The organism is Streptomyces sp. NPDC034111, assembly GCF_055575375.1.
On sequence record NZ_JBVIST010000003.1, the window covers coordinates 370,555 to 392,963 of the forward strand.

Consider the following 22,409-nt stretch of genomic DNA (forward strand, 5'->3'; position numbering starts at 1 on the left):
GTTTGTCTATAGCTGGGCCAGCTTCTCCAGTACGGGCGCGGCGGCCCGTAGCTTTGCCCACTCGTCCGCGTCCAGCCCGGAGGCCAGCTCGGAGAGCCAGGCGTTGCGCTTGCGGCGGCTCTCTTCGAGCATCGCCTCGGCCTGTTCGGTCTGCGTGACGACCTTCTGGCGGCGGTCGTCCGGGTGCGGTTCGAGCCGGACCAGCCCCTTGGCCTCCAGCATGGCCACGATGCGGGTCATCGACGGCGGCTGCACATGCTCCTTGCGGGCCAGCTCACCGGGCGTGGCATGGCCGCACCGGGCCAGGGTGCCGAGCACCGACATCTCGGTGGGGCTCAGCGACTCGTCCACCCGCTGGTGCTTGAGTCGTCGGGACAGGCGCATCACGGCGGACCGCAGCGCGTTCACCGCGGCCGCGTCGTCTGGGGTGCCCTCCCGGCCGTCAGGCTGGGGGCGGGACAGTTCCGGCATGGTCTTTAGCATAACTCATTACCCTCTCTAAGGAAAGCCGGAGGGGCGCCCGATAGCGACACCCGGCAGGAATCACCCATATGAGTGAGGACGCGGCCGAAAGCGACACGCCTGAGCACGAAAGGGCGGGATCGTGTCCGTATGGGATCGCGAGTGCTCAGCCTGCGCGTGGACGGAGCCCTGCTGGAGCGCATTCAGCAGCACGCCGCAAAACGCGGAATGAGCGTCCAGGACTATGTGGTCCGGACGCTCATCCGCGAGGACTTCGACGAGCGCTTCCAGTCGTCGGTCAACGAAACGGAACGCCTCAGCGTCTGGGACACGGCCACCTGAAACTCTTCACTCTCCGCCACCCTCCGCCGGAAACTAATTACTCTCCGTGTTCGTTGCCGTAAATGGAAGAGGAAGAGGCGGCGGGCAGGAGGAGGACAGGGAGGAGATAGCACCCGCCATGTCACACGGCTACCGAGGAGAAAACAGGAGGGAGGGGGAAGGGAGGAGACAGGGCGGAGACAGGGCGGAAGCGGCGCCAGCCGTAGCCGACCGCCGGGGAAGGAGCCAACGCCCGCCGCCCCCCGCAGCAGGTCGCGACACCCTCCCCGCCACCCCGCTACCTCACGCCGGCTACCTCCCCCACCCCGCTACTTCACGCCCAGTGCCTGCTCGATCGGGTGCAGCAGGAAGTAGACGAGGAAGCAGAGGCCGACGGCGTTCAGCAGCCAGGGGATCTGCTTGAAGCGCCCGGTGGCGGTGCGCAGCAGGATGAAGGCCAGTACGCCGATGCCGATGCCGTTGGTGATGCTGTAGGTGAAGGGCATCGAGCTGATCGTCAGGAACGCGGGGATGCCGACGGTGAAGTCGCTCCAGTCGATCTGCGTGACGTTGGCGGCCATGATCAGGAAGCCGACGACGACGAGCGCGGGCGTGGCGGCCTGCGACGGGACGACGGTCGCCAGCGGCGTGAAGATCAGCGCGAGCAGGAACAGCCCGCCGGTCATCAGGTTCGCCAGGCCGGTCCGGGCTCCCTCGCCGACGCCGGCCGTGGACTCCACGAAGCAGGTGTTGGCGGAGGCGGAGCCGAAGCCGCCGCCCGCGACCGCGATGCCGTCGGCCATCAGGATCCGGCCCATGCCCGGCAGGTTGCCGTTCTCGTCGGTCAGCCCGGCCTCCTCGCCGACGCCGATGATGGTGCCCATCGCGTCGAAGAAGCCGGAGAGCAGCACAGTGAAGACGAAGAGGCAGCCGGTGAGTACGCCGACTTCCTTGAAGCCGCCGAAGAGGCTGATGTGGCCGATCAGGCCGAAGTCCGGGGCGCCGATGATCTTTTCGGGGACATTGGGGACCGCCAGGCCCCAGGCGGCGTCCGGCGTGTTGGTGACGGCGTTGATGATGATCGCGACGACGGCCATGGTGACCATGCCGATCAGGATCGCGCCCTTGGTCTTGCGCACGATCAGCACGAACATCAGCGCCAGACCGACGACGAAGACCAGCACCGGCCAGCCCTTGAGCTGACCGCCCTGGCCCAGGCCCAGCGGCACGGTGGTGTGGGCGGCGTCCGGGTTACGGGTGACGAAGCCCGCGTCGACCAGGCCGATCAGCGAGATGAACATGCCGATGCCGATGGCGATCGCGCGGCGCAGGCCGTTGGGGATCGCGTCCATCACGCGCTGCCTGAGGCCCGAGGCGACCAGGATCATCAGCACCAGGCCGGCTAGGACGACCATGCCCATGGCGTCCGGCCAGCTCATCTTGGGGGCGAGCTGGAGGGAGACCACGGCGTTGATGCCGAGGCCGGCCGCGATGGCGATCGGGACGTTGCCCATCACGCCCATCAGGACCGTGCTCAGTCCGGCCATCAGCGCGGTGGCGGTGACCAGCTGGCCGTTGTCGAGGTGATGACCGAACTTGTCGACTCCGGAGCCGAGGATGATCGGGTTCAGCACGATGATGTACGCCATCGCGAAGAACGTCGCCAGACCGCCGCGGAGTTCGCGGCTTACCGTCGACCCCCGCTCGGAGATCTTGAAGAAGCGGTCGAAACCGTTCTTCGGCGGCTTCGGTGCCGGGTTCTCAAGGGCGTCGACCGGCGTGGTGGCCGAGGGGGACATGCGGGGACCTCAGTCGGACGGGCCTGGGGCAGGCGCGGGGGCCCGAGGGCCCGGAACACGTACAGAGCTTCACTCACCGGATCGGATTGGAGGAATCAACGATCCAATCCGGTCAGATCTAGAAAGGTTCAGTATGAATAAACAATGCACTGATCGCTATCTCCGCGCGTAGACCCTTGCGGCAGGGGGCCTCTGGGCGCATCTGCCCGTCCGATGTGTCCCCCGTTCGGCCCCGTGCCCGGCCCCCGTAAGCTGAGCCCTATGTGGAAGAAGTCCGAACTGCGCGAGGCGCCGGCGCCCCTGGAGGGCCCGGTCGTCGGCACGATCACCGGCGGCACCATCATCTGGTTCGTGCTCTTCCTCGGCCAGCTCCCCTTCTACGGCTGGTTCGCCGACCGCGGCCACTCCTGGTGGGTGTGGACCTGCCTGGCCGGCGGCGGCCTGGGGCTGTTGGGTATCTGGTACGTCCGCAAGCGGGATGCCGCGATCAAGCGTGCCGCGGCGGCGGCCGACGGGTCCTGAGCCCAGCGGGCCCGGAACCCGACGGATCCTGACCCCGGCGGCCCCTGACCGTGGTGGGTCCTGGCTCCGGTGAGTCCTGATGGTGGTGGGTCCTGGCCCCGGTGGGTCCTGGCCCCGGTGGTCCTGGCCCCGGTGGTCCTGGCCCCGGTGGGTTTGGCTTTCCGGCGGCTGCTGACCGACGGCTCCTGATCCGGCGGAGCCCGCCCCCACAGCAGCTCCTGACCCGGTGGCCCCTGCCCCGACGGCAGCTCTCGTCCCTGACGGCAGCCCCCGACCCCGGCGACCGGTCCCACGGCGGCCGCTCCCCCGCCCGCGGACCCCGCCCGATCCAGCGGGTGAAGTGCGCCGTCCGCCCGTAACGTCGAGGGCATGACGGAGCGGACGCGGTCCGGGGTGGAGGGCCCCGGGGCGGGCGGCGGGTCGGCCGGGCGGGCCGGCCGGGAACCGGTCAGTCCCGGCCTGACCGCCGCCGAGGTCGCGCAGCGGGTCGCCCGGGGCGAGGTCAACGACGTCCCGGTCCGCTCCTCGCGATCCGCGGCCGCGATCATCCGCGGCAATGTCTTCACCCGCTTCAACGCGATCATCGGCGTGCTGTTCGTGATCATCCTGATCGTCGGGCCCATCCAGGACGGCCTGTTCGGGTTTGTGATCGTCGCCAACACCGGCATCGGCATCGTCCAGGAGCTGCGTGCCAAGAAGACCCTGGACAAGCTGGCGGTCGTCGGGGAGGCGAGGCCGACCGTCCGGCGCGACGGTGTCGCGGCCCCGCTCGCCACCTCCGAGGTCGTTCTCGACGACGTCATCGAGCTCGGCCCCGGCGACAAGGTCATCGTCGACGGCGAGGTGCTGGAGACCGACAGTCTGGAGATCGATGAATCGCTGCTGACCGGTGAGGCCGATCCGGTCGTCAAGAAGCCCGGTGAGGCGGTGCTGTCCGGCAGCTTCGTCGTCGCGGGCGGTGGCGCCTTCACCGCCACCAAGGTCGGCCGTGAGGCGTACGCCGTCCAGCTCGCCGAGGAGGCCAGCCGCTTCACCCTGGTCCACTCCGAACTGCGCACCGGCATCAGCCAGATCCTCAAGTACGTGACCTGGATGATGGTTCCGACCGCGATCGGCCTGATCCTCAGCCATCTGCTCACCTTGGGGCTGCCCGGCGACGCCGCAATCCGCCGGATGGTCGCCGGGATCGTGCCGATGATCCCGGAGGGGCTGGTCCTGCTCACCTCGGTCGCCTTCGCGATCGGGGTGATCCGGCTCGGCCGGAAACAGTGCCTCGTTCAAGAGCTCCCCGCCATCGAGGGCCTGGCGCGGGTCGATGTGGTCTGCCTGGACAAGACGGGCACGCTGACCGAGGGCGGTATGGACGTCAGCGGGCTGAGGCCGCTCGGCTCCGCATCCGGAGGTTCGGAGACGGGCGGAACCTCGGAGACGGGCCGAAGCTCGCACACGGGCGAAGGCTCGGAGACGGGCGCAGGCGACGCGCGGCGGAACGGTGACCCGGAGACGGGCGCAGACTCGCCGACAAGCAGAAGCTCGGAGACAGGCGCAGACCCGCAGGCGAGCCGAGGCGACGCGCGGCGGAGCGGTGACCCGGGGGTGTATATCGAGCAGGTTCTCGGTGCCCTCGGCGCTTCCGATCCCCGCCCCAACGCCTCCCTCCAGGCCGTCATCGACGCCTATCCCGCCGACGCGGGCTGGCGCTGCACCCGTTCCCTGCCGTTCTCCTCCGCCCGCAAATACAGCGGCGCGGCCGTCGAGGGCCCCGACGGCGCACGGACGACCTGGCTCCTCGGCGCCCCGGACGTTCTGCTGCCGCCCGGTGACCACCGCCTCGCCGAGATCGACGATCTCAACGCCCGGGGTCTGCGCGTCCTCCTCCTGGCCCGTACCGGGCGGGAGTTGGACGACCCCGAGGTCGCGCGGGACGTCCGCCCCGCGGCGCTGGTCGTCCTGGAGCAGCGGCTGCGGCCCGAAGCCCCCGACACCTTGCGCTACTTCGCCGACCAGGGCGTCGCCGCGAAGGTCATCTCCGGCGACAATGCGGTATCGGTCGGCGCGGTGGCCGGCAAGCTCGGGCTGCCGGGCGCCGATGCCCCGGTGGATGCCCGTCGGCTGCCGGGCGCTACGGACGCGATGGCCGCCCGCCTCGACGAGGGTGCGGTCTTCGGACGGGTCACCCCTCAGCAGAAGCGGGAGATGGTCGCCGCTCTCCAGTCCCGCGGGCACACCGTCGCGATGACCGGTGACGGCGTCAATGACGTGCTGGCCCTGAAGGATGCCGACATCGGGGTGGCCATGGGCTCCGGCTCCGAGGCCACCCGTGCCGTCGCCCAGATCGTGCTGCTCAACAACAGCTTCGCCACGCTGCCTTCGGTGGTCGCGGAGGGTCGCCGGGTCATCGGCAACATCACCCGCGTCGCCACCCTCTTCCTGACCAAGACGGTCTACTCCGTCCTCCTGGCCATCCTGGTGGCCTGCTGGCAGATCCCTTACCCGTACCTCCCCCGGCATCTCACCCTGCTGTCCACCCTGACCATCGGCGTCCCGGCGTTCTTCCTCGCCCTGGCGCCCAACAAGGAGCGCGCCCGCCCGCACTTCGTCCGCCGGGTGATGCGCTACGCGATCCCGTCGGGCCTGATCATCGGGCTGGCCGCGTTCGGTACCTATCTGCTGGCCCGCCACTACTACACGGGGCCGGACGCGCTGCCCGCCGAGACCAGCGCCGCGACCCTGACCCTCTTCCTCGCCGCGCTCTGGGTCCTGGTGATCATCGCCCGCCCGTACACGTGGTGGCGGATCGCCCTGGTCCTGACGATGGGCCTGGCCTTCCTGGTCGTCCTGGCCACGCCCTGGCTACAGGACTTCTTCGATCTGCGGCTGGTCGGGACGACGATGCCGTGGGCGGCGGTGGCGATCGCGGCGGTGACGGCGGTGCTGCTGGAGGTCAACTGGCGTTGGGTGGCCTGGCGGTTCCCGGCCTGAGCCTGGCGGTTCCCGGCCTGAGCCGGGCGGGGGTTCCCGGCCTGAGCCCGCCTGCAATGCGGCCCGGCGCACTCCCCGGCACCCGGGTGTACGGGGGGATGGGGTGCCACGGGGAGGCGCCGGGCCCGGGGAGGCCGCTGCTCAGAGAGAGCAGCGGCGAGGCACCCGACTCAGCACCCGAGTCAGCAGTCAGGAAGCAGCGGCAGGGTGGCGGCGCAGTTGTTCGGTGTGTTGTTGGTGATGGAGCTCCCGAACAGCCAGACGGTGCCGGCGTTCTTGTAGATTCCGCCGCCGGTGACGGTGGCGGTGTTGTTCTGGACGTTGCTGGTGTTGAGCACCAGCGAGTTGTCGCTGTAGATCCCGCCGCCGTAGGAGGCCGCGCTGTTGCGGACGGAACTGCCGGTCAGGGTGACGACGCCGCCGAGGTTGGCGATACCGCCGCCCACGCCGAAGCCCGCGTCACCGCGGCTGACGGTGACCGTGTTGAGGGTGAGCTGGCCGTGAGCGACCGGGTTCTGCGAGGGGCCGTCGACCTCGAAGATCCGGAACGGGGCGGCTCCCGGCGCCCGGACGATCTCGGTGGCCAGCCCGGTCATGGAGATCGGAGTGGTGATGTTCGGAAGTCCGGCCGGTCCGCCGGCGCCGCCCCCACTGTGCGCGCTGGTCAGGGTGTAGGTGCAGAACGGCGCCAGGGTCAGCACGCCGCCGCCTGCGGCGTTGGCCCCGTTGACCGCGTTGACCAGTGCGGTCTCGCTGCATGTGACGGCCGTCGGATCCGCCGCCTGTGCGGGCAGGGCGGTGGCCGCGCACAGCGCCAGAGCACTGGCCACGGTCGCCCCTCGGAGAGTACGGATGGCTCGCACAACGCCTCCTCGGACGTAGTTCTGAGCTACCCGCAGCCGCCGCGGCCTCCGGACGGACTCAGCAGCTGATGCCCTCCTCCGGCAAGGCGCGACAACGCGGCAACGCGACAAGGCGCCGTGGACCGAGGCCCCTCGGGGCCTGCCGGCTACCGCACTTCACTCCCTGACGGAGGGATGGGCAGCCCACCTGGTCGGACACCGGAAGTAACTCATCCGGGTGATGCGGCCAGCAAGGGAAAGGGCCCGCAGCCACCCTTTCGGCGGAGCGTGCGCGGTCTTCACCACCCTTACGGGGCCGGACCGCCCTAACGGGCCGGTCACGGAAACCGCCCGGTGATGGCGGCGCCCAGCGCTTCCCCCTACCCTCCGCCCCATGAAGCTGATTTCGGGGGACCTCGCCCACGCGGTACTGGCCGGCCGTCACCACTACCACCACCACTACCACTCCGGCGGCGGCTCCTACGGGGGCGGCATCGACTGGTGGGAGTGGCTGATTCTGGGCGTCGGCGCCGTGGTGTTGGTGTGGTCCCTGGTCAGGAAGTTCTCCTCGGACTGAGCCGCGCCGGGAGGCCGGCCCCCGTCGCGGTGCGACGGGGGCCGTTCCCGGTCCGTTCCGGTCAGTCGAACCAGCGGGCCCGCGCCAGTTCCTCGCCGCGTTCCGGGTCCTCCAGGAGGGCGGCGACCTCGAAGCGGCGGGGCCATTGGGCGGTGGCCCAGGCCAGGCCGGCGGCGACGCCTTCGAGGGTGGCGGCGTGCAGGGTGCCGTCGGTCCAGCGCCAGTCGAGTTCGGCGGTGTCGTCGGGGCCGTCGCCGACGAGGAGTTCCTCGTGTTCGAGGTAGGACTCGGGGGTGGCGGGGCCGAGGAGGATGCGTACCGCGTCCGGGACGTCATGGCGTACGCCCTCGGAGCGGATCTCGGCGTTGACGGCCTCGCTCAGCCGGCGGACCTGGAGCAGTTCGGCCAGGTCGGCGGCGCGCTCCGGGCGTACCGGCAGGAGGGGGAGGCGGGTGGCGAGCGGCATCAGGTCGGGGGCGTCGGCGACCACGGCGTCGGCGGCGTCCACCACCCGCAGTTCGCGGTCGAGGACTGTGCGCAGTTCGTCGGGCAGGGTCACCTGGTCGGGGTCGAGGCGGGACAGCAGGCCGTAGAGGGCGTGGAGTTGGGCGGTTCCGATGGGCAGGTGCGGGTCGGCGAGGCGGGTCAGCAGTTCCGCGGCGCCGCCGGGCTCGTCGAGGAGGGCGGTGACGGAGGTGCGTACGCCGAGGGCGCGCAGGACCTGGGCGTCGACCTCGCCGGCGTCCGCGGACTCGTACAGTCCGGCCAGCAGCGGGTCGCCGCCGGCGGCGCGGAGGCCGGCGGGGCGGCGGCCGTCGAGTACCGGGTGTCCGCGCAGCCACCAGGCGGTGTAGGGGCGGACGGATTCGGTGGTGCCGTCGGGGAGGAGGACGCGGACGGGGGCGGTGAGCGCGTCGCGCAGCGGGGGCTGGGAGAGCATCGCCAGGACCTGGGGCCAGGCGTCGTCGTCGACGAGGTCGAGGTCGCGGACGGCCACCAGCTCGGTGACGACGGGCGGGAGCGGGGTCTCCGGCAGTGCGTCGAGGATGTCCTCGCACCAGACGTCGACCGCGTCGAGCAGTCCGACGTCGTCCGGTTCGGCGAAGTCGCTGTCCCGTGGCTCCATTTCGTCCGGGTCGAGGACGACGTCGGTGGCGCGTACGAGTGCGAAGCCGGCCAGGACGCCCACGGCGGTCAGCGGCTGTTCGCCCCAGCGTTCGGCCAACTCGGCGTCGCAGGAGGCGAGTTCGCCCTCGCGGATGACCCGGTCGAAGGGGCTGCCGGGGTAGACCAGCTCGCCCGCCGGGGCGAGTTCGCCGTCCTCGTCGGGCAGGGCGAGCGCGCCGAGCCAGGGTTCGTCGCCCGGTGAGAGGTTGGCGTCCCGGACGAGCCCGAGGACGGTGTCGGCCAGTTCCTCGGCGCCCAGGGGTGTTCCGGGGCCGCCGCCGTCGAAATCGTCCGCGAAGAGGTCGTAGGCGTCCTCGTCGGCGTCGAGGGAGTTCTCAACGGCCGCCCGGACCTGGGGGGTTGTCAGGACGGCGCGGGGTGCGGCGGGGGTGGCGCCGAGTTTTTCCAGCAGGGGGTGCACCGCGTCGGGGTGGGCCACCTTCAGGCCGAGCCGGGCGAGGGTACGGTGCCGGGCCGCGGCCTCGGCGTCGCCGCCCGGGCCGCCGGCGGGCAGCGGCAGCAGTACCTGTCGTGGTCCGATCGTGGTCCGTGCGGTGCCGTTGGTGCCGCCGGGCCCCTGTCCTGCGGTGCCCGCGAGCGGCACCGGCAGTCCGCTGAGCCGGTCGGGGTCGGTGCCGGCCAGTGCGTCGTAGAGCCGCCACCACCAGCCGGGTGAGCGTTCGACGCCGGCCAGCCGGTCGATCATCTCCCCCAGCGGCACCCGGGCCACGCCCAACGCCCGCAGCTCCGGGCGGCGTTCGAGGCCGGCCGGCAGCAGGCTGGGGAAGAGTTCGGCCAGCACCCCGACCGCCGCGGCGCCCGCGCCCTCGACCAGTTCGGCGTCGACGGGCCGCAGGATGTAGCGCTCGGCGGTGCCGGCGGCCTCGTCCCACTCACCGGCCGGTAGGCCCTCGGGCTCGGGCCGTTGGCCGCCGGGAGTGCCGGCGCTCGGCAGGAACCGGACCCTCGGCAGCAGCTCCAGCACCTGGCGGCGCAGCTCGCTGTCGAGGCCGCCCTTGCCCAGCGGGCCGGGCACCAGGTCGAGGGTGCCGACCGACACCGGTTCCCAGGCGTCCAGCAGCGCCGCGTAGGCGGCGGCCGCCCGGCCCACCAGGAAGTCCGCGAGCGGGCCCGGGGCGACATGGCGCCGGGTCGGCTCCAGCGGGAACGAGGCGATCAGCAGGGCAGGCAGTCCCAGGGGTTCGTCGGTCGGCGTCGGGGCGTGCACCACCGGCGCGGTTGCGGGCTGCATGGGCGCGCCCTCGGCGTCCACCGGCACCGCCCAGGTCACCGTCCAGGCCGGCCGCAGGCGTTCCTCCACGGGCCGGTCGGCGAGCAGCGCAGGGTCCAGCGGTCCGCCGTCGGTCGCCACCCGCCAGCGGGTGGCGCCCCGCTCGCTGTCCTCGATCCGGACGTACGGGCCCTGCGGCAGCCGCCGCAACTCCCGTACGCCTTCGGGGGTCTCGACGATCACCTCGGACAGGCCGGGCAGCGTCAGCAGCAGCGCCGCGTCGATCCCGTCGAGCAGCCGCTCGGCGAGGTCCTGCGCGGCGATGTCGCGCAGCGGCAGGACGACCGCGGTGTCGTAGCCGTCGGGTGCGGTGCCCTCGGCGGGCAGCGGCAGCCGGAGCAGTGGTACGTGGCCGTCGCGGCGGCGCAACTCGCCGCCCAGGCCGGGGCTGTGCGCCGCGACTTCCTCGGTCATCGCCCGGGCCTCGGCGAGCGACCACCGCACCCCGCCGGTGCGTCCCACCAGGGCGGGCTCGTCGCTCACGGACAGCACGGCGGCGAAGCCCACGCCGAACCGGCCCACCGCGCCGGCCGCCACGCTCGGCTCCCGCTTGGCGGAGGCGCGGAGCGTGGAGAGGGATTCGACGCCGGTGGCGTCCAGGGGAGCGCCGGTGTTGGACGCGACGAGTACGGCGGGCGCGCTGCCGTCGGCCGGGTGGAGGGTGAGCCGCAGGCGGCCGGGGACGCCGGCGCGGGCGGCCGCGTCGGCCGCGTTCTGTGCCAGTTCGACGGCGAGGCGGTCGCGGTAGCCGCCGAGGGCGAGGTCCTCCTCCGCGTTGGCGTCCTCGCGGAACCGGGCCGGTGAGGCGGCCCAGGCGTCCAGCACACCGCGCCGCAGCCGAGCCGTCCCGAACGGGTCCCCGGCGGCGCCTCGCACCCACGACGTTGCGGTCACGTGTGTTGTCTCCCTCGTGTGTCGATGCCCTGACGTTATCGCCCCACGTTGTCGGCTGACCCGCCGTGGGGGTTGCTGTTGTTTCCGCCTTCGGCGGGTGGGTGTGTGGGCTCCGGCCCCGCCCCCTCCCGTACGCGAACGGGACCCCACCCCGGTGGGGGATTTCAAAAGACCGGAAGCTCGGCCGTAGCGCGATGCGGCCGAGCTTCTGGGTCTGTGTGATGCGTGGGGGCGGACGGTCTCAGCTGTGGCCCAGTTCCTCCGCCGGGCCGGTGTCCTCCACCGAGCCGCCGTCCCGTTCGGGGCGGAGCGAGAGCGGTTCGACCACGGTCTCGTCCACGACGGGCGGGGCGGGACGTGGCGGCTTCGGCATGACGGCGGCCTCGGAGTGCGCGCCGCAGCCGTAGGCGAGGGAGACGACCCGGCCGTCGGCGGGGGAGAACTCGTTGGCGCAGACGCCGAAGGCCTGGCGCAGGGAGCCGGTCAGCGGGGTGAGGAAGCCGCAGGTCATGCAGGTTGCGGGGGCGGCCTGGGCCATCGGGGTCTTGGCTCCGTAGGCCTCCTCCCAGCGGTCCGCGGCGGCGTGCAGGCCGTAGCGGGAGAGCACCCGGGCGCGGCGCATGCCCAGTTCCTCGGCGACGGCCGCGATACCGCCCCGCTCGGGGACGGGCTGGATCGCGGGCGAGCCGGGGAGGACGTCGGCCTCCTCGGTGTCGGCGACCTCGGCGGCCATGCCCTCGGCGACGGCGGAGTTCGGCGGCGGGATGTCCTCACCGGTGAAGCCGGGTTCCAGGCGCAGATCGTCGGCCTCGGTGGGCAGCAGATCGCCGGGGCCCATGTCGCCGGGGCGCAGCCGTTCGCTCCAGGGCACCCACTCCGGTGCGAGCAGTGCGTCGGGGCCGGGCAGCAGCACCGTCTCGGCGAGCGTGACGATCTTGGCTCGGGAGGCCCTGGCGACCGTCACGGCCCAGCGCCAGCCGCGGTAGCCGGGGTCGTTGGCGGCGAAGAGATGGGTGACGACGCGGTCTCCGTCGGCGACGGCGGCGATGTGCTCGCCCACCATGCCGGGGAGTGCCACTTCCTCCGCCGCCGCCCGGGCAAGGTCGACCGCCTCGGCGCACAGGCGGTCCGGGGTACGGCTTCGCATCGCAGCACTCACAAGAATCGATTCTCTCTTCCACGCCGTCTCACGAGTGCGCCAGCCGCAGCTGTCCTTGTCCTGTCCGGACGACCGGCGAGGCCGGGGGCGGGCGGAGCGGACCAGGGGACCGCGTCGACGTCCGCGCCCGATCGGTTCGGTCGAGCGCACCTCATACGACCCATTCTGCTGGATCGCGGATCGCAATGAGACACGCGGCCAAATCCGACCGCCGGTGGCGCGCTACACACGCTACCCCTTCAACGGTGTACGACTCCTCGGCGGGAGCCGCAATTGGCGGCGGCGGGGAACGCGGAGCGGTGCGCTGCGCGCCGCCGGGCGGAGAAAGTGCCCACTGCTGGGCGAGTTGGGGCACTATGGCCGGGTGGCTGCTGCCGCACGGACGTCGAGGGTGGCGAAGGTGGCGAAGGCATCGCGGAAGTCGTCGGGAGCATCGTCGCGCAGGCCGTCCCGGGTGCCGCGGGGCGGGGCCGGGGAGGGCAGGGGGCGGCGGGCGGCCCGGGCGGCCGGGCGGGCGCTGCACCGGCCGTTCACCGGCGCGGCCCGGCGGATACGGCGCGCGACGCATGCCCACGGTGCGGGTGAGTCCGGGCTGGGCAAGCTGATCGAGCTGCATGCGGTGAACTCCGCGGGCGACATGCTGATCACCGTCGCGCTGGCTTCGACGGTGTTCTTCTCGGTGCCGACGCAGGAGGCGCGGGGCCGGGTGGCGCTGTATCTGGCCGTGACGATGGCGCCGTTCGTGCTGCTCGCGCCGGTGGTCGGGCCGCTGCTGGACCGGGTGCCGCATGGTCGCCGGGCGGCGATGGCCGGGGCGATGCTGGCCCGGGCGCTGCTGGCGCTGACGCTGTCGGGGGCGGTGGCGACCGGTGGTATCCAGCTGTATCCGGCGGCGCTGGGTGTGCTGGTGGCGTCGAAGGCGTACGGGGTGGTGCGCAGTGCGGTGGTGCCGCGGCTGTTGCCGCCGCGGATCTCGCTGGTCAAGGCCAATTCGCGGGTGACGCTGGCCGGGCTGCTGGCGACGGGGGCGGCGGCGCCGGCCGGGGCGGGGCTGCATCTGATCGGTCCTGGCTGGCCGCTCTACGGGGCGTTTGTGGTGTTTGTGGCGGGTACGTTTCTGTCGCTTTCGCTGCCGCACAAGGTCGACTCGGCGAAGGGCGAGGGCCGGGCCCTGCTGGCGTCCCGCGAGGCGGCGGAGGCGGGGGGCGGCACGCGGCGGAAGGCGGGGCTGCGGACGGTCGGTCCTTCGGTGCTGCACGGTCTCCAGGCCAATGCCGCGTTGCGGGCGCTCTCCGGGTTTCTGACGTTCTTCCTGGCGTTCCTGCTGCGCGACCAGCCGCTGGGCGGGCTGGGCGCGGTGGTCTCGCTGGGGCTGGTGGCGGTGGCCGCCGGTGTCGGCAATGCGCTGGGGACGGCGGTCGGGGCGTGGCTGAAGGCCCGGGGTCCTGAGCAGATCGTCGCGGTGGTGCTGGGGCTGGCGCTGGCGGTGATGGTGCTGGCCGCGGTGTTCTACGAGGTGCTGGCGGTGGTCGTGGTCACCGCGGCGGCGGCCACCGCGGGCCTGTGCCAGGCGCTGGGGAAGCTGTCGCTGGACGCGATGATCCAGCGCGATATGCCGGAGGAGGTGCGGACCAGTGCGTTCGCCCGGTCGGAGACGGCGCTTCAGCTGTCGTGGGTGGTGGGCGCCGCCGTCGGGATCTCGCTGCCGCTGATCGGGGTGCTGGGGATGTCGGTGGCCGCGGGGCTGGTGGCGCTGGGTGTGGCGCTGGCCGTACGGGGGCTGCTGGGCGCGGCGCGGCGGGGTGGTGCGCGGAGCGCGCGGGTGGCCTGAAGGTGGGGTGCGGCGGGGCGGTGCGCGACCGGTGGCGCGGCACGCCGTACCCGGGCGTGGCGTGAGTGGGGGCGCCAGATAGCCTGCCCGTATGACCGCTGCGTTGATCTCCTGGGGCAAGGGCCGCCGCGCCGCTGCCGCCATCGGTGCCGTGTCCCTGGGTCTTGTCACCCTCTCCGCCTGCGAGAAGCCGACCGCGCTCGCGACCGTGACCGTCGGTTCGTCGACGGTGACCGCCGAGGCCACCCCCGGCTGCGACGGCAAGGGCGAGGAACTGTCGCGGAAGGACGTCGCCGCCTGCATCACGAAGAAGGGCGGCAAGACGCTCACCGTGCACCCCGGTGAGCGGGTGCGCGTCGGTGTCGAGCCCGACGTCGCCAAGTCCGGCTGGATCGTCATCGGCGCCGGCCCCGTGATGCGGGAGCCCAGCAACCAGACGTACCGCAGCTTCGACGCGGACACCCTCTTCATGCAGCAGAACCCGCAGACCGGTCAGACCTCCTACACCAAGGACGTCACCCTCCAGGTCGCGGAGATCGGCAAGGGCTCCCAGGGCCCGACGACGATGTGGCACTTCACCCTGAAGCAGAAGAACTGACCGTTCCGGGCGCAGGCAGTGGGGGCTGAGTGATGCGGATCCTGGTCGTCACGGCGGTGGCCGCCGAACGCGACGCGGTACTGGCCGCGGTGGCGGACGACGGCGCGGCGCGGGCGCAGGAACTGCCCGGCGGTTATGCGCTGCACCGCGCGGGCGGCCGGCCGGTGGCGCTGGAGGTGCTGGCCGCCGGTGTCGGTCCGGCCGCGGCGGCCGCCGGTACCGCCACCGCGCTGACCGCCGCCGCACTCGCCGGGACGCCGTACGACCTGGTGGTCTCGGCCGGTATCGGCGGCGGTTTCTCCCCCGGTCCCGGCTCCTCCCCCGGCCCCGGCGCGCCCGTGGGCTCGGTGGTGGTCGCGGACGCGATCGTCGCGGCCGATCTGGGTGCCGAGACCCCCGACGGTTTTCTGCCGGTCACCGAGCTCGGCTTCGGCACGGTGGCGCACCGTCCCGACCCGGCGCTGGTCAAGGCCGTCGCGGCGGCCACCGGTGCGGCCACCGGCACCGTCGTCACCGTCTCCACGGTCACCGGCAGCGCCGCCCGCACCGCCGAGCTGGCACGGCGTCACCCGGGCGTGCTGGCCGAGGCGATGGAGGGCTTCGGGGTCGCCGAGGCCGCCGCCGCGCACGGTGTGCCGGTGCTGGAGGTCCGTACGGTCTCCAATCCGGTCGGGCCCCGGGACCGCGCCGGCTGGCGCATCGGCGATGCCCTCGCCGCGCTCACCGGCGCCTTCGGCGCGCTCCCGGGAGCCGTGGCGGCCGCCACCGGACCGGCTCCGGAACCTCCCCCACGCTCGACTTCGCTCACGCGGGGGGACCCCCACGTCCCTGAGGAGGGCCCGTGACCCGGCCGTTGAACATCGCGTACTCGCCGTGCCCGAACGACACCTTCGTCTTCGACGCGCTGGCGCACAGCCGGGTCCCGGGCGCCCCGGAGCTCGCGGTCACCTTCGCCGATATCGACCTCACCAACGGCATGGCCGAGCGCGGTGAGTTCGATGTGCTGAAGGTGTCGTACGCGGTGCTGCCGTGGGTGCTCCAGGAGTACGCGCTGCTGCCGTGCGGCGGGGCGCTGGGGCGCGGCTGCGGCCCGCTGGTGCTGACCCGGCATCAGGGCGCCGCCGCGGATCTGGCCGGAAAGACGGTCGCGGTGCCCAGCGAGCGGTCGACCGCGTATCTGTTGTTCCGGCTGTGGGCGGCGGCCGAGGTGCCGGGCGGTGTCGGGGAGATCGTGGTGCTGCCGTTCCACGAGATCATGCCGGCCGTGCGCGACGGCAAGGTCGATGCGGGCCTGGTCATCCATGAGGCGCGCTTCACGTACCAGAACTACGGCCTGGTCCGCCTGGCCGACATGGGTGAGCACTGGGAGCTCACCACCGGCCTGCCGATCCCGCTCGGCGCGATCATCGCCAAGCGGTCGCTGGGCGAGCGGACGCTGCGTGAACTGGCGGCCGCGATCCGCACGTCCGTCCTGATGGCCTGGGACGACCCGGAGGCCTCCCGGCCGTATGTCCTGGAGCACGCCCAGGAGATGGACCCGAAGGTGGCCGACGCGCACATCGGGCTGTACGTCAACGAGTTCACCGCCGGCCTCGGTGAGGACGGCTATGCCGCGGTGCGCGGGCTGCTCACCCGCGCCGCGGCCGAGGGGCTGGTACCGCCCCTCGGCCGCGATGCGCTGAGTTTTGTGTGAGGCGCCGGGCCCGGGTCCGTGCGCGGGGGCGCCGGTCCGGTCCGGGCGGGGTCAGACGTCGAGCTGGTCGGCGACCGCGCGCAGCATGCCGGCGATCTTCGCGCCGTGCACCTTGTCGGGGTAGCGGCCGCGCTCCAGCTGCTGGGTGACGTTCTCCAGGAGCGTGGTGAGGTCCTGGACGATCGAGGCGAGTTCGTCGGGCTTACGGCGCTGCGCCGCGGCGACCGAGGGTGCGGGGTCGAGGAGTGTCACGGTCAGCGCCTGGTCGCCGCGCTGACCTGCTACGACGCCGAATTCGACGCGCTGGCCAGGCTTGAGTGCGGCCACGCCGTCGGGCAGCACCGACGAGTGCACGAAGACGTCACCGCCGTCATCGCGGGAGAGAAAGCCGAAGCCCTTCTCACTGTTGAACCACTTGACCTTGCCGGTAGGCACGTCTGTCCTCGTCCTCGTACTCGTTGGAAAAATGCTGGGCCGGTCCACCGCGGAATTGCGGAAGAAACCGTCTGGATAGCAATGCAGCGGGCCGCAGGACCCGCCACCACCAAGGCTAATGGTCCCAAGGCCGGTGACAAGACGCCGCCGGGTGGATCCTCGGTGCTCCTGGCCCGGACTTACCCTGGTCAGGTGTCTGACGAAACTCCCCGGGACGGGGATCTGCTGGTCCGAATCGGCGCGATCATGTTCCTTGTTGGCGCAGCGGCCACTCTCGCCACGGTCGCCCCGCTGTTCCTCGGGCAGCACCCGCTGCCGTCGGTCTTCTACTGGGTGTGCATGCTGATGGGCCTCGGTTTTCTGGTCGCCGCGGCCGGAGTGGTCCGTTCCGCCGTCGCGCAGCGCCGTCAGGCCGGGGTGGTCACGGGGTCTTCCGGGGCGGCGTCGCCGTCCGGCCCTTCCGCGAGGTAGCGCACCAGCCACGCCGGGAAGGCCGTCAGGTCCCCGAGCAGCACATCGGCGCCGGCCGCCCGCAGTTCGCCCTCGTCGCACGGCCCGGTGGCCACCGCGACGGACAGCGCCCCCGCGGCGCGGGCGCCGCGCACGTCCCCGGTGTGGTCGCCGACGTAGATCTGCGCGCCGTGCTCACGCAGCGCCCCGGCCTTGGCCTCCGCCCACAGCGAGCCGATGACGGCGTCCGGCTCGATGCCCAGGTGCGCCAGGTGCAGCTTGGCGTTGGGCTCGTACTTGGCGGTCACCACGATCGCCCGGCCACCCGCCGCCTGCACCGCGGCGATGGCCTCCGGCGCGCCCTCCAGGGCCGGTGTCGGGGCGATCGCGTACTCCGGGTACAGCGCGCGGTAGACCTCGCTGATCTCGGCCACCCGCTGTTCGGGGAACCAGCGGCGGATCTCCTCCTCCAGCGGCGGCCCGAGCCGGGTCACCGCGGCCTCGGCGTCGACGAAGGTCCCGGTCCTGGCGGACAGCTCCTGGTAGGCGGCCTTGATGCCGGGGCGGGAGTCGATCAGCGTCATGTCGAGGTCGAAACCGACCGTCAGGGGGTACGCAGCCATGCCCGCCATTGTGCAGGGGCCCGCGATCCGGCCGGAGGGGGCCTTCGCCCGGCCCCGCTCCGCCGGCCAGGCCGGGCGGCTGCCGGGGCCGGACGGCCGGCCGGTGGCCGGGACGTCACCGTGCCCGCCTCAGCGCGCCGCCCGCCGCATCCGCCACAGCAGGAACAGCGCCGAGGCGACGGCCGCGACGCGGGCCATGGCCGGCAGGGCGTCCAGCAGCTCCTGTCCCAGCCGGCCCTGGGCGATCGGCTCGCCCCAGCGGCCGTCGAAGCGGCCCCACAGCCACACCACCAGGCCGGCGGCGACGGTCCCCGGCACGCCGAGCGCCGCGAACTTGGCCTCGGTGCGGGTCAGCCTGGGCGCTACATAGGCCAGCGCCCAGCCGCCCGCCAGCGCGAGCCAGGAGCCGAGCACGGCGCCGGCCACCAGGAGGAGCACCGCCAGCGTCGGGACGGGGCTGAGCCACGCCCGGAGCGGGACCGGACCGGTGACGTCCGCGGCCTCGTCCTCGCCGTCCGCGACGTCGGCGGCCTGACCGTCGGCCGCCGCGCTCCGTCGCCGGGCGAGCGCACGCCGTAGCAGCCCGGGGAGCGTGCGCTGCCCGTCCGCCGCGCCGTCCAGGGCCGGGTCCGCTTCCGCTTTCGCGCCGCCCTTCGTCAGCGACAGCCGGCCGTCGTCCTCGGCCTCCTCGGCCTCCTCGGCCTTGGGACGGTCCCATATCTCCGGGATCTCGATCCCGCCGACGAATCCGGGGACGGTCTCGCCCGGCCCGAACGGCGCCGGTTCCACCCGCCACCAGTCGGGCGCCTCGCTCCCGTCACCCAGTTCGTCCGCGCCCGCGAGGTGCGGGGGCAGACCGGCCGCCGGGAGGGCGTCCGCGTCCGCCCGGCCGTCGCGCGGCGCGGGGAGCCCGTCGTTCTTGGGGGGCTTGCCGTTCTTCGTGGGGGCGGTGCCGTTCGTGGCCGGCCGGCCGGTCAGCCCGCTGCGCCGGGCCAGGCCGGCGAGCGTGTCGCGGGCGGTGGTCCACCGCGGCGCCGGCTCGCCGGTCTGCGCCGGCTCTGCCGGCGGCGGGGCGCCCCCGGCCGCCGCGACCACCGCCTCCGGCGTCCCCAGCCGCGCCAGCAGCTTCTTCACCCCGGCCACCGAGTCGGCCTGCTGCCCGTCTATCTCGGCGCGGAGGCTGCTCACCAGGCGCATCCGCGTGGCGGAGGGCAGGCCCCGCTGCTGGGCCAGGTCGCCCACCCGGCTCAGATAGTCAAAGACGAGCTGATCGCTCTCGATCCCCACGAAATCCCCTGCGGCGTGCGCTGGTTGCTCCCCCGACGGTACCGCCTCGACCGCCCGCGGGGCCGGAGGCTGCCGGGGGCCGGGCGGGGTGGCGTACGGGTGCCGTGGCCGCCGTGCACCGCCGCCGTGCCGCCGCTCACTGCCCCCGCACACCTTGCCCCGCTAACGTAGGACGAATGACCGATACCCCGCGCACCCTCGCCGAGGAGCTTCGGACCCGCACCGACAGCGGGCTCATCGGGCTGCTGCGGGCCCGGCCCGACCTGCTCAATCCGGTGCCCGGCGATGTCACCCAGCTGGCGACCCGGGCCGGGACGCGGGCGTCGGTGGTGCGCGCGGTGGAGCGGCTCGACCGGTTCGCGCTCCAGACCGCCGAGGCGCTGGCGGTGGCGCCCGATCCGTGCCCGTACGACACGCTGGGCGCGCTGATGGGCGGGGACGCCGGGGACGAGGCGGTGGCCGCCGCGCTGCCCGGGGCGGTGGCGGAGCTGCGGGCGCAGGCGCTGGTGTGGGGGCCGGACGACCGGCTGCGGCTGGTGCGGACGGCCCGGGAGCTGCTGGCGCCCAGCGCCGCGCACCCCTCGCCGACCGGCCTGGGTCCGACCGTCGCCGAGGCCACGGCCGGGATGTCGCCGGGGCGGCTACAGGAGATCATCGCCGCGGCCGGGCTGCCCACCACCCATGACCCGGTCTCCGCGGTCGCCGCGCTCACCGGGCTGTTCACCGACCGGGCCCGGATGGCGGCCCTGCTCGACACGGCACCCGCGGAGTCCGTCGCGGTCCTCGACAAGCTGCTGTGGGGCCCGCCGTACGGCGGGGTCACCGACCGCCCGGCGCCGCACCTGACGTGGCTGCTGGACCGGGGGCTGCTGCTCCCGGCGGGCGCCCGCAATGTCGTGCTGCCGCGGGAGGCCGCGCTCCATCTGCGCGGCGGGCGCGCGCACCGCACCCCGGAGCCGGAGCCGCCCGCGCTCGTGCCCACCACGGAACGCGATCCACAGCTTGTGGACAACGCCGCCGCGAGCCAGGCGTTCACCGCCCTGGCGACCGTCGAGGAACTGCTCAAGGAGTGGGACCTGGGCGGGCCGCCGGTCCTGCGCGCCGGCGGCCTGAGCGTCCGCGACCTCAAGCGGACCGCGACCGCCCTGGACACCACCGAGCAGCTGGCCGCGTTCTGGCTCGAACTCGCCTACGGGGCCGGGCTGATCGCCTCCGACGGCGAGGCCGACGAGCGGTACGCGGCCACCCCGGCGGCCGAGGAGTGGCTGCAACTGCCCGATCATGAGCGCTGGGCGGTGCTGGCGGCCGGCTGGCTGCCGGCGACCCGTACCCCGGGCGTGGTCGGCACCGCCGATGCGAAGGGGCGCGCACTGGCCGCCCTCGGGCCGCATCTGGACCGTTCGCCGGCGCCCGAGGTCCGCCGGCGCGCGCTGGCTCTGCTGGCCGCGCTGCCGCCGGGGACGTCGGTGCCGGCGTCGGCCGTGCTGTCCCGGCTGCGCTGGGAGCGTCCGCTGCGGGGGGCCGGGGCGGGGACCGGGGTCGCCGCGGTGCAGTCGACGAGCATGGCTGCGGCGGCCGGCGAGGGCCAGGCGGCGGGCGCGCCCGCGCCCCTGTCCGCCTTCGCGTCCGCGTCGGCGTCCGCGGCCGCCGCCCCCGACGACCTCCGCTCGCGGCTGGCCCAATGGGCCCTGGCCGAGGCCGAATTGCTGGGGGTGACGGGGCGCGGCGCGCTCTCCGCCCACGGCCGTGCGCTGACCGGCACGGATCCGGAGGCGGCCGCCCCGACCCCCGTCGAGGCCGAGGCCGCCGCGGCCCGCGCCGCCGCGCTGCTCGCCCCGCTCCTCCCCGAACCCCTCGACCATGTCCTGCTCCAGGCGGATCTGACCGCCGTCGCCCCGGGCCCGTTGCAGCGTCCGCTGGCCGAGGCGCTGGGCGTGCTCGCCGATATCGAGTCCAAGGGCGGCGCGACGGTCTACCGCTTCACCCCGGCCTCGGTGCGCCGTGCCCTGGACGCCGGGCGTTCCGCCGCCGAGCTCCAGGAGTTCCTGCACGCCCACTCCCGTACGCCGGTCCCCCAGCCGCTCGCCTACCTCATCGAGGATGTGGCGCGTAAGCACGGCCGGCTGCGGATCGGCGCGGCCAGCGCCTACGTCCGCTGCGACGACGATGCGCTGCTCGCGGAGATCCTCGCCGACCGCCGCGCCGCCGCGCTCCGCCTGCGCCGGCTCGCGCCCACCGTGCTCGCCGCCCAGACCTCCCCCGAGCAACTGCTCGACGGGCTGCGGGCGATGGGCTACGCCCCGGCCGCCGAGTCCGCCGCCGGCGATGTCCTGATCGCCCGCGCCGACGCGTACCGCACCCCGCCGCGCAGCGCCCCCGCCCCGGTCCCCGAAGGCCCGCCGTCGCCGGACCGGACCCTCCTCCAGGCGGCGGTCCGCGCCATCCGCGCCGGTGATCTCGCCGCCACCGCGGAGCGCAAGCCGGTGCCGGCTCCCGCCCCGGCCGCCGGCGCCTTCCCGCGTACGACCTCCGCCGAAACCCTCGCCACCATGCAGGCGGCGGTGCTGACCAACTCCGCCGTGTGGATCGGCTACGTCAATGCGGACGGTGCCGCCAGCCAGCGGGTGATCGCGCCGGTACGGGTCGAGGGCGGCTTTGTGACGGCGTACGACCACACCGCCGACGAGGTCCGTACGTATCCGCTGCACCGGATCACGGGCGTCGCGGAACTGGCGGACGACGCGGTCTGAGGTCCCGGTCCGGGGCGCGGCGGTGCCCGGCCGCTGCGGGTGAACGGCCGGGCACCGCGGGGGGGGGTTCGGGCCGGTCAGCGGGGCCAGCCGCAGTGAACGTGGGTGCGGTGTCCGGGGTCCCCCGGGCCGAGCACCTCGGTGGCGCCGAGCTTCTTGCAGGCGGCCATCAGGGGGCGGTGCGGGGCGCCGCTGCCGATGTGGCGTCCGTTGATGTGGGTGAGGTCGAAGGCGAGCCCGGCGTAGTGCCTGGAGCGGCTGCTGTGGTCACCGCCGACGATCTCGGAGACCGAGATCCGGTAGCCGTACTGGGTCCGCAGCTTCAGCAGCCCGTTCAGCATCCTGGTGTCCAGGAGGACGCGGCGGTGCGGGCGGTCGCCCCAGGGGCTGGTCAGGGCGCCCCGGCCGTGGGCGGTGTCGACGATGTTCTGGCGGGCGCTGGAGGCCGGGTGGGACCGGCTGACGTGGGTGGTGGCCAGCGCGATCCCGTTCGTCCGCAGGATCTGCTGGGCCAGCGCGCCCCGTCCGGGGCGGCGGTGGCCGGGCCGGTGGCCGCGGTGCCCAGGAGGGCGGCGAGGGCGGTGGCCCCGGCGATCAGGCGCGGGGCGAGGGTGCGTACGGAACGGATCGAACGGGCGGAACGGGCGGAGCGGGTGGTCAGGGGTGTTGTCTGCATTGCTGACTCCTTGTCAGGTGAGGTGGGGTGGGATGGGTGAGGTGGGCTTG

20 protein-coding genes are annotated in these 22,409 nt (G+C 73.5%); 10 read left to right on the forward strand and 10 right to left on the reverse strand.

Annotated features, from left to right (window positions below; all coding sequences use genetic code 11):
• Positions 1 to 6: 6 nt before the first annotated feature.
• Positions 7 to 471: a MarR family winged helix-turn-helix transcriptional regulator gene (locus ACZ55A_RS10980; protein WP_468837367.1), complete on the reverse strand. Its 465-nt coding sequence runs from the start codon at positions 469 to 471 to the stop codon at positions 7 to 9.
• Positions 472 to 612: 141 nt separating this feature from the next.
• Here ACZ55A_RS10980 and ACZ55A_RS10985 point away from each other — a divergent pair, with 141 nt between their 5' ends.
• Positions 613 to 804, forward strand: coding sequence for a hypothetical protein (locus ACZ55A_RS10985; protein ID WP_468837370.1), 192 nt, complete (start codon positions 613 to 615; stop codon positions 802 to 804).
• Between the two features lie 308 nt (positions 805 to 1,112).
• Here the strand turns inward: ACZ55A_RS10985 and ACZ55A_RS10990 are convergent, their stop codons facing one another.
• Positions 1,113 to 2,582, reverse strand: a complete 1,470-nt coding sequence (locus ACZ55A_RS10990; protein WP_468837373.1) for an NCS2 family permease — start codon at positions 2,580 to 2,582, stop codon at positions 1,113 to 1,115.
• A 261-nt stretch (positions 2,583 to 2,843) separates the two neighbouring features.
• Here ACZ55A_RS10990 and ACZ55A_RS10995 point away from each other — a divergent pair, with 261 nt between their 5' ends.
• Positions 2,844 to 3,104, forward strand: a complete 261-nt coding sequence (locus ACZ55A_RS10995) for a DUF2530 domain-containing protein (protein ID WP_468837376.1) — start codon at positions 2,844 to 2,846, stop codon at positions 3,102 to 3,104.
• Positions 3,105 to 3,473: 369 nt separating this feature from the next.
• A complete protein-coding gene (locus ACZ55A_RS11000; protein ID WP_468837379.1) occupies positions 3,474 to 6,086 on the forward strand; it encodes an HAD-IC family P-type ATPase in 2,613 nt (870 codons plus the stop codon).
• A 182-nt stretch (positions 6,087 to 6,268) separates the two neighbouring features.
• Here ACZ55A_RS11000 and ACZ55A_RS11005 read toward each other — a convergent pair whose 3' ends face one another.
• Positions 6,269 to 6,916 carry a hypothetical protein gene (locus ACZ55A_RS11005; protein WP_468837381.1) on the reverse strand — a complete coding sequence of 216 codons (648 nt, stop codon included), beginning with the start codon at positions 6,914 to 6,916 and terminating at the stop codon, positions 6,269 to 6,271.
• Positions 6,917 to 7,322: 406 nt separating this feature from the next.
• Between ACZ55A_RS11005 and ACZ55A_RS11010 the strand changes: the two genes are divergently transcribed.
• Positions 7,323 to 7,505, forward strand: a complete 183-nt coding sequence (locus ACZ55A_RS11010) for a hypothetical protein (protein ID WP_468837384.1) — start codon at positions 7,323 to 7,325, stop codon at positions 7,503 to 7,505.
• Positions 7,506 to 7,566: 61 nt separating this feature from the next.
• Here ACZ55A_RS11010 and ACZ55A_RS11015 read toward each other — a convergent pair whose 3' ends face one another.
• Both ACZ55A_RS11015 and ACZ55A_RS11020 read right to left on the reverse strand, forming a co-directional pair.
• Entirely contained in the window at positions 7,567 to 10,857 is a 3,291-nt protein-coding gene (locus tag ACZ55A_RS11015; protein WP_468837387.1) for a sacsin N-terminal ATP-binding-like domain-containing protein, read from the reverse strand.
• 241 nt (positions 10,858 to 11,098) lie between these two features.
• The gene (locus tag ACZ55A_RS11020) at positions 11,099 to 12,004 is read right to left on the reverse strand and encodes a DUF3027 domain-containing protein (RefSeq protein ID WP_468837394.1); all 906 of its coding nucleotides are present in this window, start codon (positions 12,002 to 12,004) and stop codon (positions 11,099 to 11,101) included.
• Positions 12,005 to 12,470: 466 nt separating this feature from the next.
• Here ACZ55A_RS11020 and ACZ55A_RS11025 point away from each other — a divergent pair, with 466 nt between their 5' ends.
• The 4 genes from ACZ55A_RS11025 (at position 12,471) to ACZ55A_RS11040 (ending at position 16,138) form a co-directional block, all read left to right on the forward strand.
• A complete protein-coding gene (locus ACZ55A_RS11025; protein WP_468837958.1) occupies positions 12,471 to 13,847 on the forward strand; it encodes an MFS transporter in 1,377 nt (458 codons plus the stop codon).
• 91 nt (positions 13,848 to 13,938) lie between these two features.
• Positions 13,939 to 14,445 carry a hypothetical protein gene (locus tag ACZ55A_RS11030; RefSeq protein ID WP_468837397.1) on the forward strand — a complete coding sequence of 169 codons (507 nt, stop codon included), beginning with the start codon at positions 13,939 to 13,941 and terminating at the stop codon, positions 14,443 to 14,445.
• A 32-nt stretch (positions 14,446 to 14,477) separates the two neighbouring features.
• Entirely contained in the window at positions 14,478 to 15,290 is an 813-nt protein-coding gene (locus ACZ55A_RS11035) for a futalosine hydrolase (protein ID WP_468837399.1), read from the forward strand.
• A complete protein-coding gene (locus ACZ55A_RS11040; protein ID WP_468837402.1) occupies positions 15,287 to 16,138 on the forward strand; it encodes a 1,4-dihydroxy-6-naphthoate synthase in 852 nt (283 codons plus the stop codon). The genes ACZ55A_RS11035 and ACZ55A_RS11040 overlap by 4 nt, the downstream gene beginning before the upstream one ends.
• 51 nt (positions 16,139 to 16,189) lie before the next feature.
• Here ACZ55A_RS11040 and ACZ55A_RS11045 read toward each other — a convergent pair whose 3' ends face one another.
• Entirely contained in the window at positions 16,190 to 16,573 is a 384-nt protein-coding gene (locus ACZ55A_RS11045; protein ID WP_018089689.1) for a cold-shock protein, read from the reverse strand.
• A 192-nt stretch (positions 16,574 to 16,765) separates the two neighbouring features.
• Here ACZ55A_RS11045 and ACZ55A_RS11050 point away from each other — a divergent pair, with 192 nt between their 5' ends.
• Complete coding sequence (locus ACZ55A_RS11050) at positions 16,766 to 17,044, forward strand: hypothetical protein (protein ID WP_468837405.1); 279 nt, start codon at positions 16,766 to 16,768, stop codon at positions 17,042 to 17,044.
• Here ACZ55A_RS11050 and ACZ55A_RS11055 read toward each other — a convergent pair.
• Both ACZ55A_RS11055 and ACZ55A_RS11060 read right to left on the reverse strand, forming a co-directional pair.
• The gene (locus ACZ55A_RS11055; RefSeq protein ID WP_468837408.1) at positions 16,981 to 17,646 is read right to left on the reverse strand and encodes an HAD family hydrolase; all 666 of its coding nucleotides are present in this window, start codon (positions 17,644 to 17,646) and stop codon (positions 16,981 to 16,983) included. The genes ACZ55A_RS11050 and ACZ55A_RS11055 overlap by 64 nt on opposite strands.
• A gap of 129 nt (positions 17,647 to 17,775) precedes the next feature.
• Positions 17,776 to 18,933, reverse strand: coding sequence for a hypothetical protein (locus ACZ55A_RS11060; protein ID WP_468837411.1), 1,158 nt, complete (start codon positions 18,931 to 18,933; stop codon positions 17,776 to 17,778).
• A gap of 176 nt (positions 18,934 to 19,109) precedes the next feature.
• On the opposite strand from ACZ55A_RS11060, the gene ACZ55A_RS11065 reads away from it, so the two are divergent.
• Positions 19,110 to 21,683, forward strand: a complete 2,574-nt coding sequence (locus ACZ55A_RS11065) for a helicase-associated domain-containing protein (RefSeq protein ID WP_468837414.1) — start codon at positions 19,110 to 19,112, stop codon at positions 21,681 to 21,683.
• Between the two features lie 77 nt (positions 21,684 to 21,760).
• Here ACZ55A_RS11065 and ACZ55A_RS11070 read toward each other — a convergent pair whose 3' ends face one another.
• Both ACZ55A_RS11070 and ACZ55A_RS11075 read right to left on the reverse strand, forming a co-directional pair.
• Positions 21,761 to 22,024, reverse strand: coding sequence for a hypothetical protein (locus ACZ55A_RS11070; RefSeq protein ID WP_468837416.1), 264 nt, complete (start codon positions 22,022 to 22,024; stop codon positions 21,761 to 21,763).
• Between the two features lie 50 nt (positions 22,025 to 22,074).
• Complete coding sequence (locus ACZ55A_RS11075; RefSeq protein WP_468837419.1) at positions 22,075 to 22,359, reverse strand: hypothetical protein; 285 nt, start codon at positions 22,357 to 22,359, stop codon at positions 22,075 to 22,077.
• Positions 22,360 to 22,409 lie beyond the last annotated feature (50 nt).

Bases quoted from the DNA above. Each gene is read 5' to 3' on its own strand.
- ACZ55A_RS11020 (WP_468837394.1), bottom strand. From the start codon at position 12,004: ATGCGAAGCCGTACCCCGGACCGCCTGTGCGCCGAGGCGGTCGACCTT.
- ACZ55A_RS11010 (WP_468837384.1), top strand. From the start codon at position 7,323: ATGAAGCTGATTTCGGGGGACCTCGCCCACGCGGTACTGGCCGGCCGT.
- ACZ55A_RS11075 (WP_468837419.1), bottom strand. From the start codon at position 22,359: ATGCAGACAACACCCCTGACCACCCGCTCCGCCCGTTCCGCCCGTTCG.
- ACZ55A_RS11065 (WP_468837414.1), top strand. From the start codon at position 19,110: ATGACCGATACCCCGCGCACCCTCGCCGAGGAGCTTCGGACCCGCACC.
- ACZ55A_RS10980 (WP_468837367.1), bottom strand. From the start codon at position 471: ATGCCGGAACTGTCCCGCCCCCAGCCTGACGGCCGGGAGGGCACCCCA.
- ACZ55A_RS10985 (WP_468837370.1), top strand. From the start codon at position 613: ATGGGATCGCGAGTGCTCAGCCTGCGCGTGGACGGAGCCCTGCTGGAG.
- ACZ55A_RS10990 (WP_468837373.1), bottom strand. From the start codon at position 2,582: ATGTCCCCCTCGGCCACCACGCCGGTCGACGCCCTTGAGAACCCGGCA.
- ACZ55A_RS11070 (WP_468837416.1), bottom strand. From the start codon at position 22,024: ATGCTGAACGGGCTGCTGAAGCTGCGGACCCAGTACGGCTACCGGATC.
- ACZ55A_RS11055 (WP_468837408.1), bottom strand. From the start codon at position 17,646: ATGGCTGCGTACCCCCTGACGGTCGGTTTCGACCTCGACATGACGCTG.
- ACZ55A_RS11035 (WP_468837399.1), top strand. From the start codon at position 14,478: ATGCGGATCCTGGTCGTCACGGCGGTGGCCGCCGAACGCGACGCGGTA.
- ACZ55A_RS10995 (WP_468837376.1), top strand. From the start codon at position 2,844: ATGTGGAAGAAGTCCGAACTGCGCGAGGCGCCGGCGCCCCTGGAGGGC.
- ACZ55A_RS11000 (WP_468837379.1), top strand. From the start codon at position 3,474: ATGACGGAGCGGACGCGGTCCGGGGTGGAGGGCCCCGGGGCGGGCGGC.
- ACZ55A_RS11030 (WP_468837397.1), top strand. From the start codon at position 13,939: ATGACCGCTGCGTTGATCTCCTGGGGCAAGGGCCGCCGCGCCGCTGCC.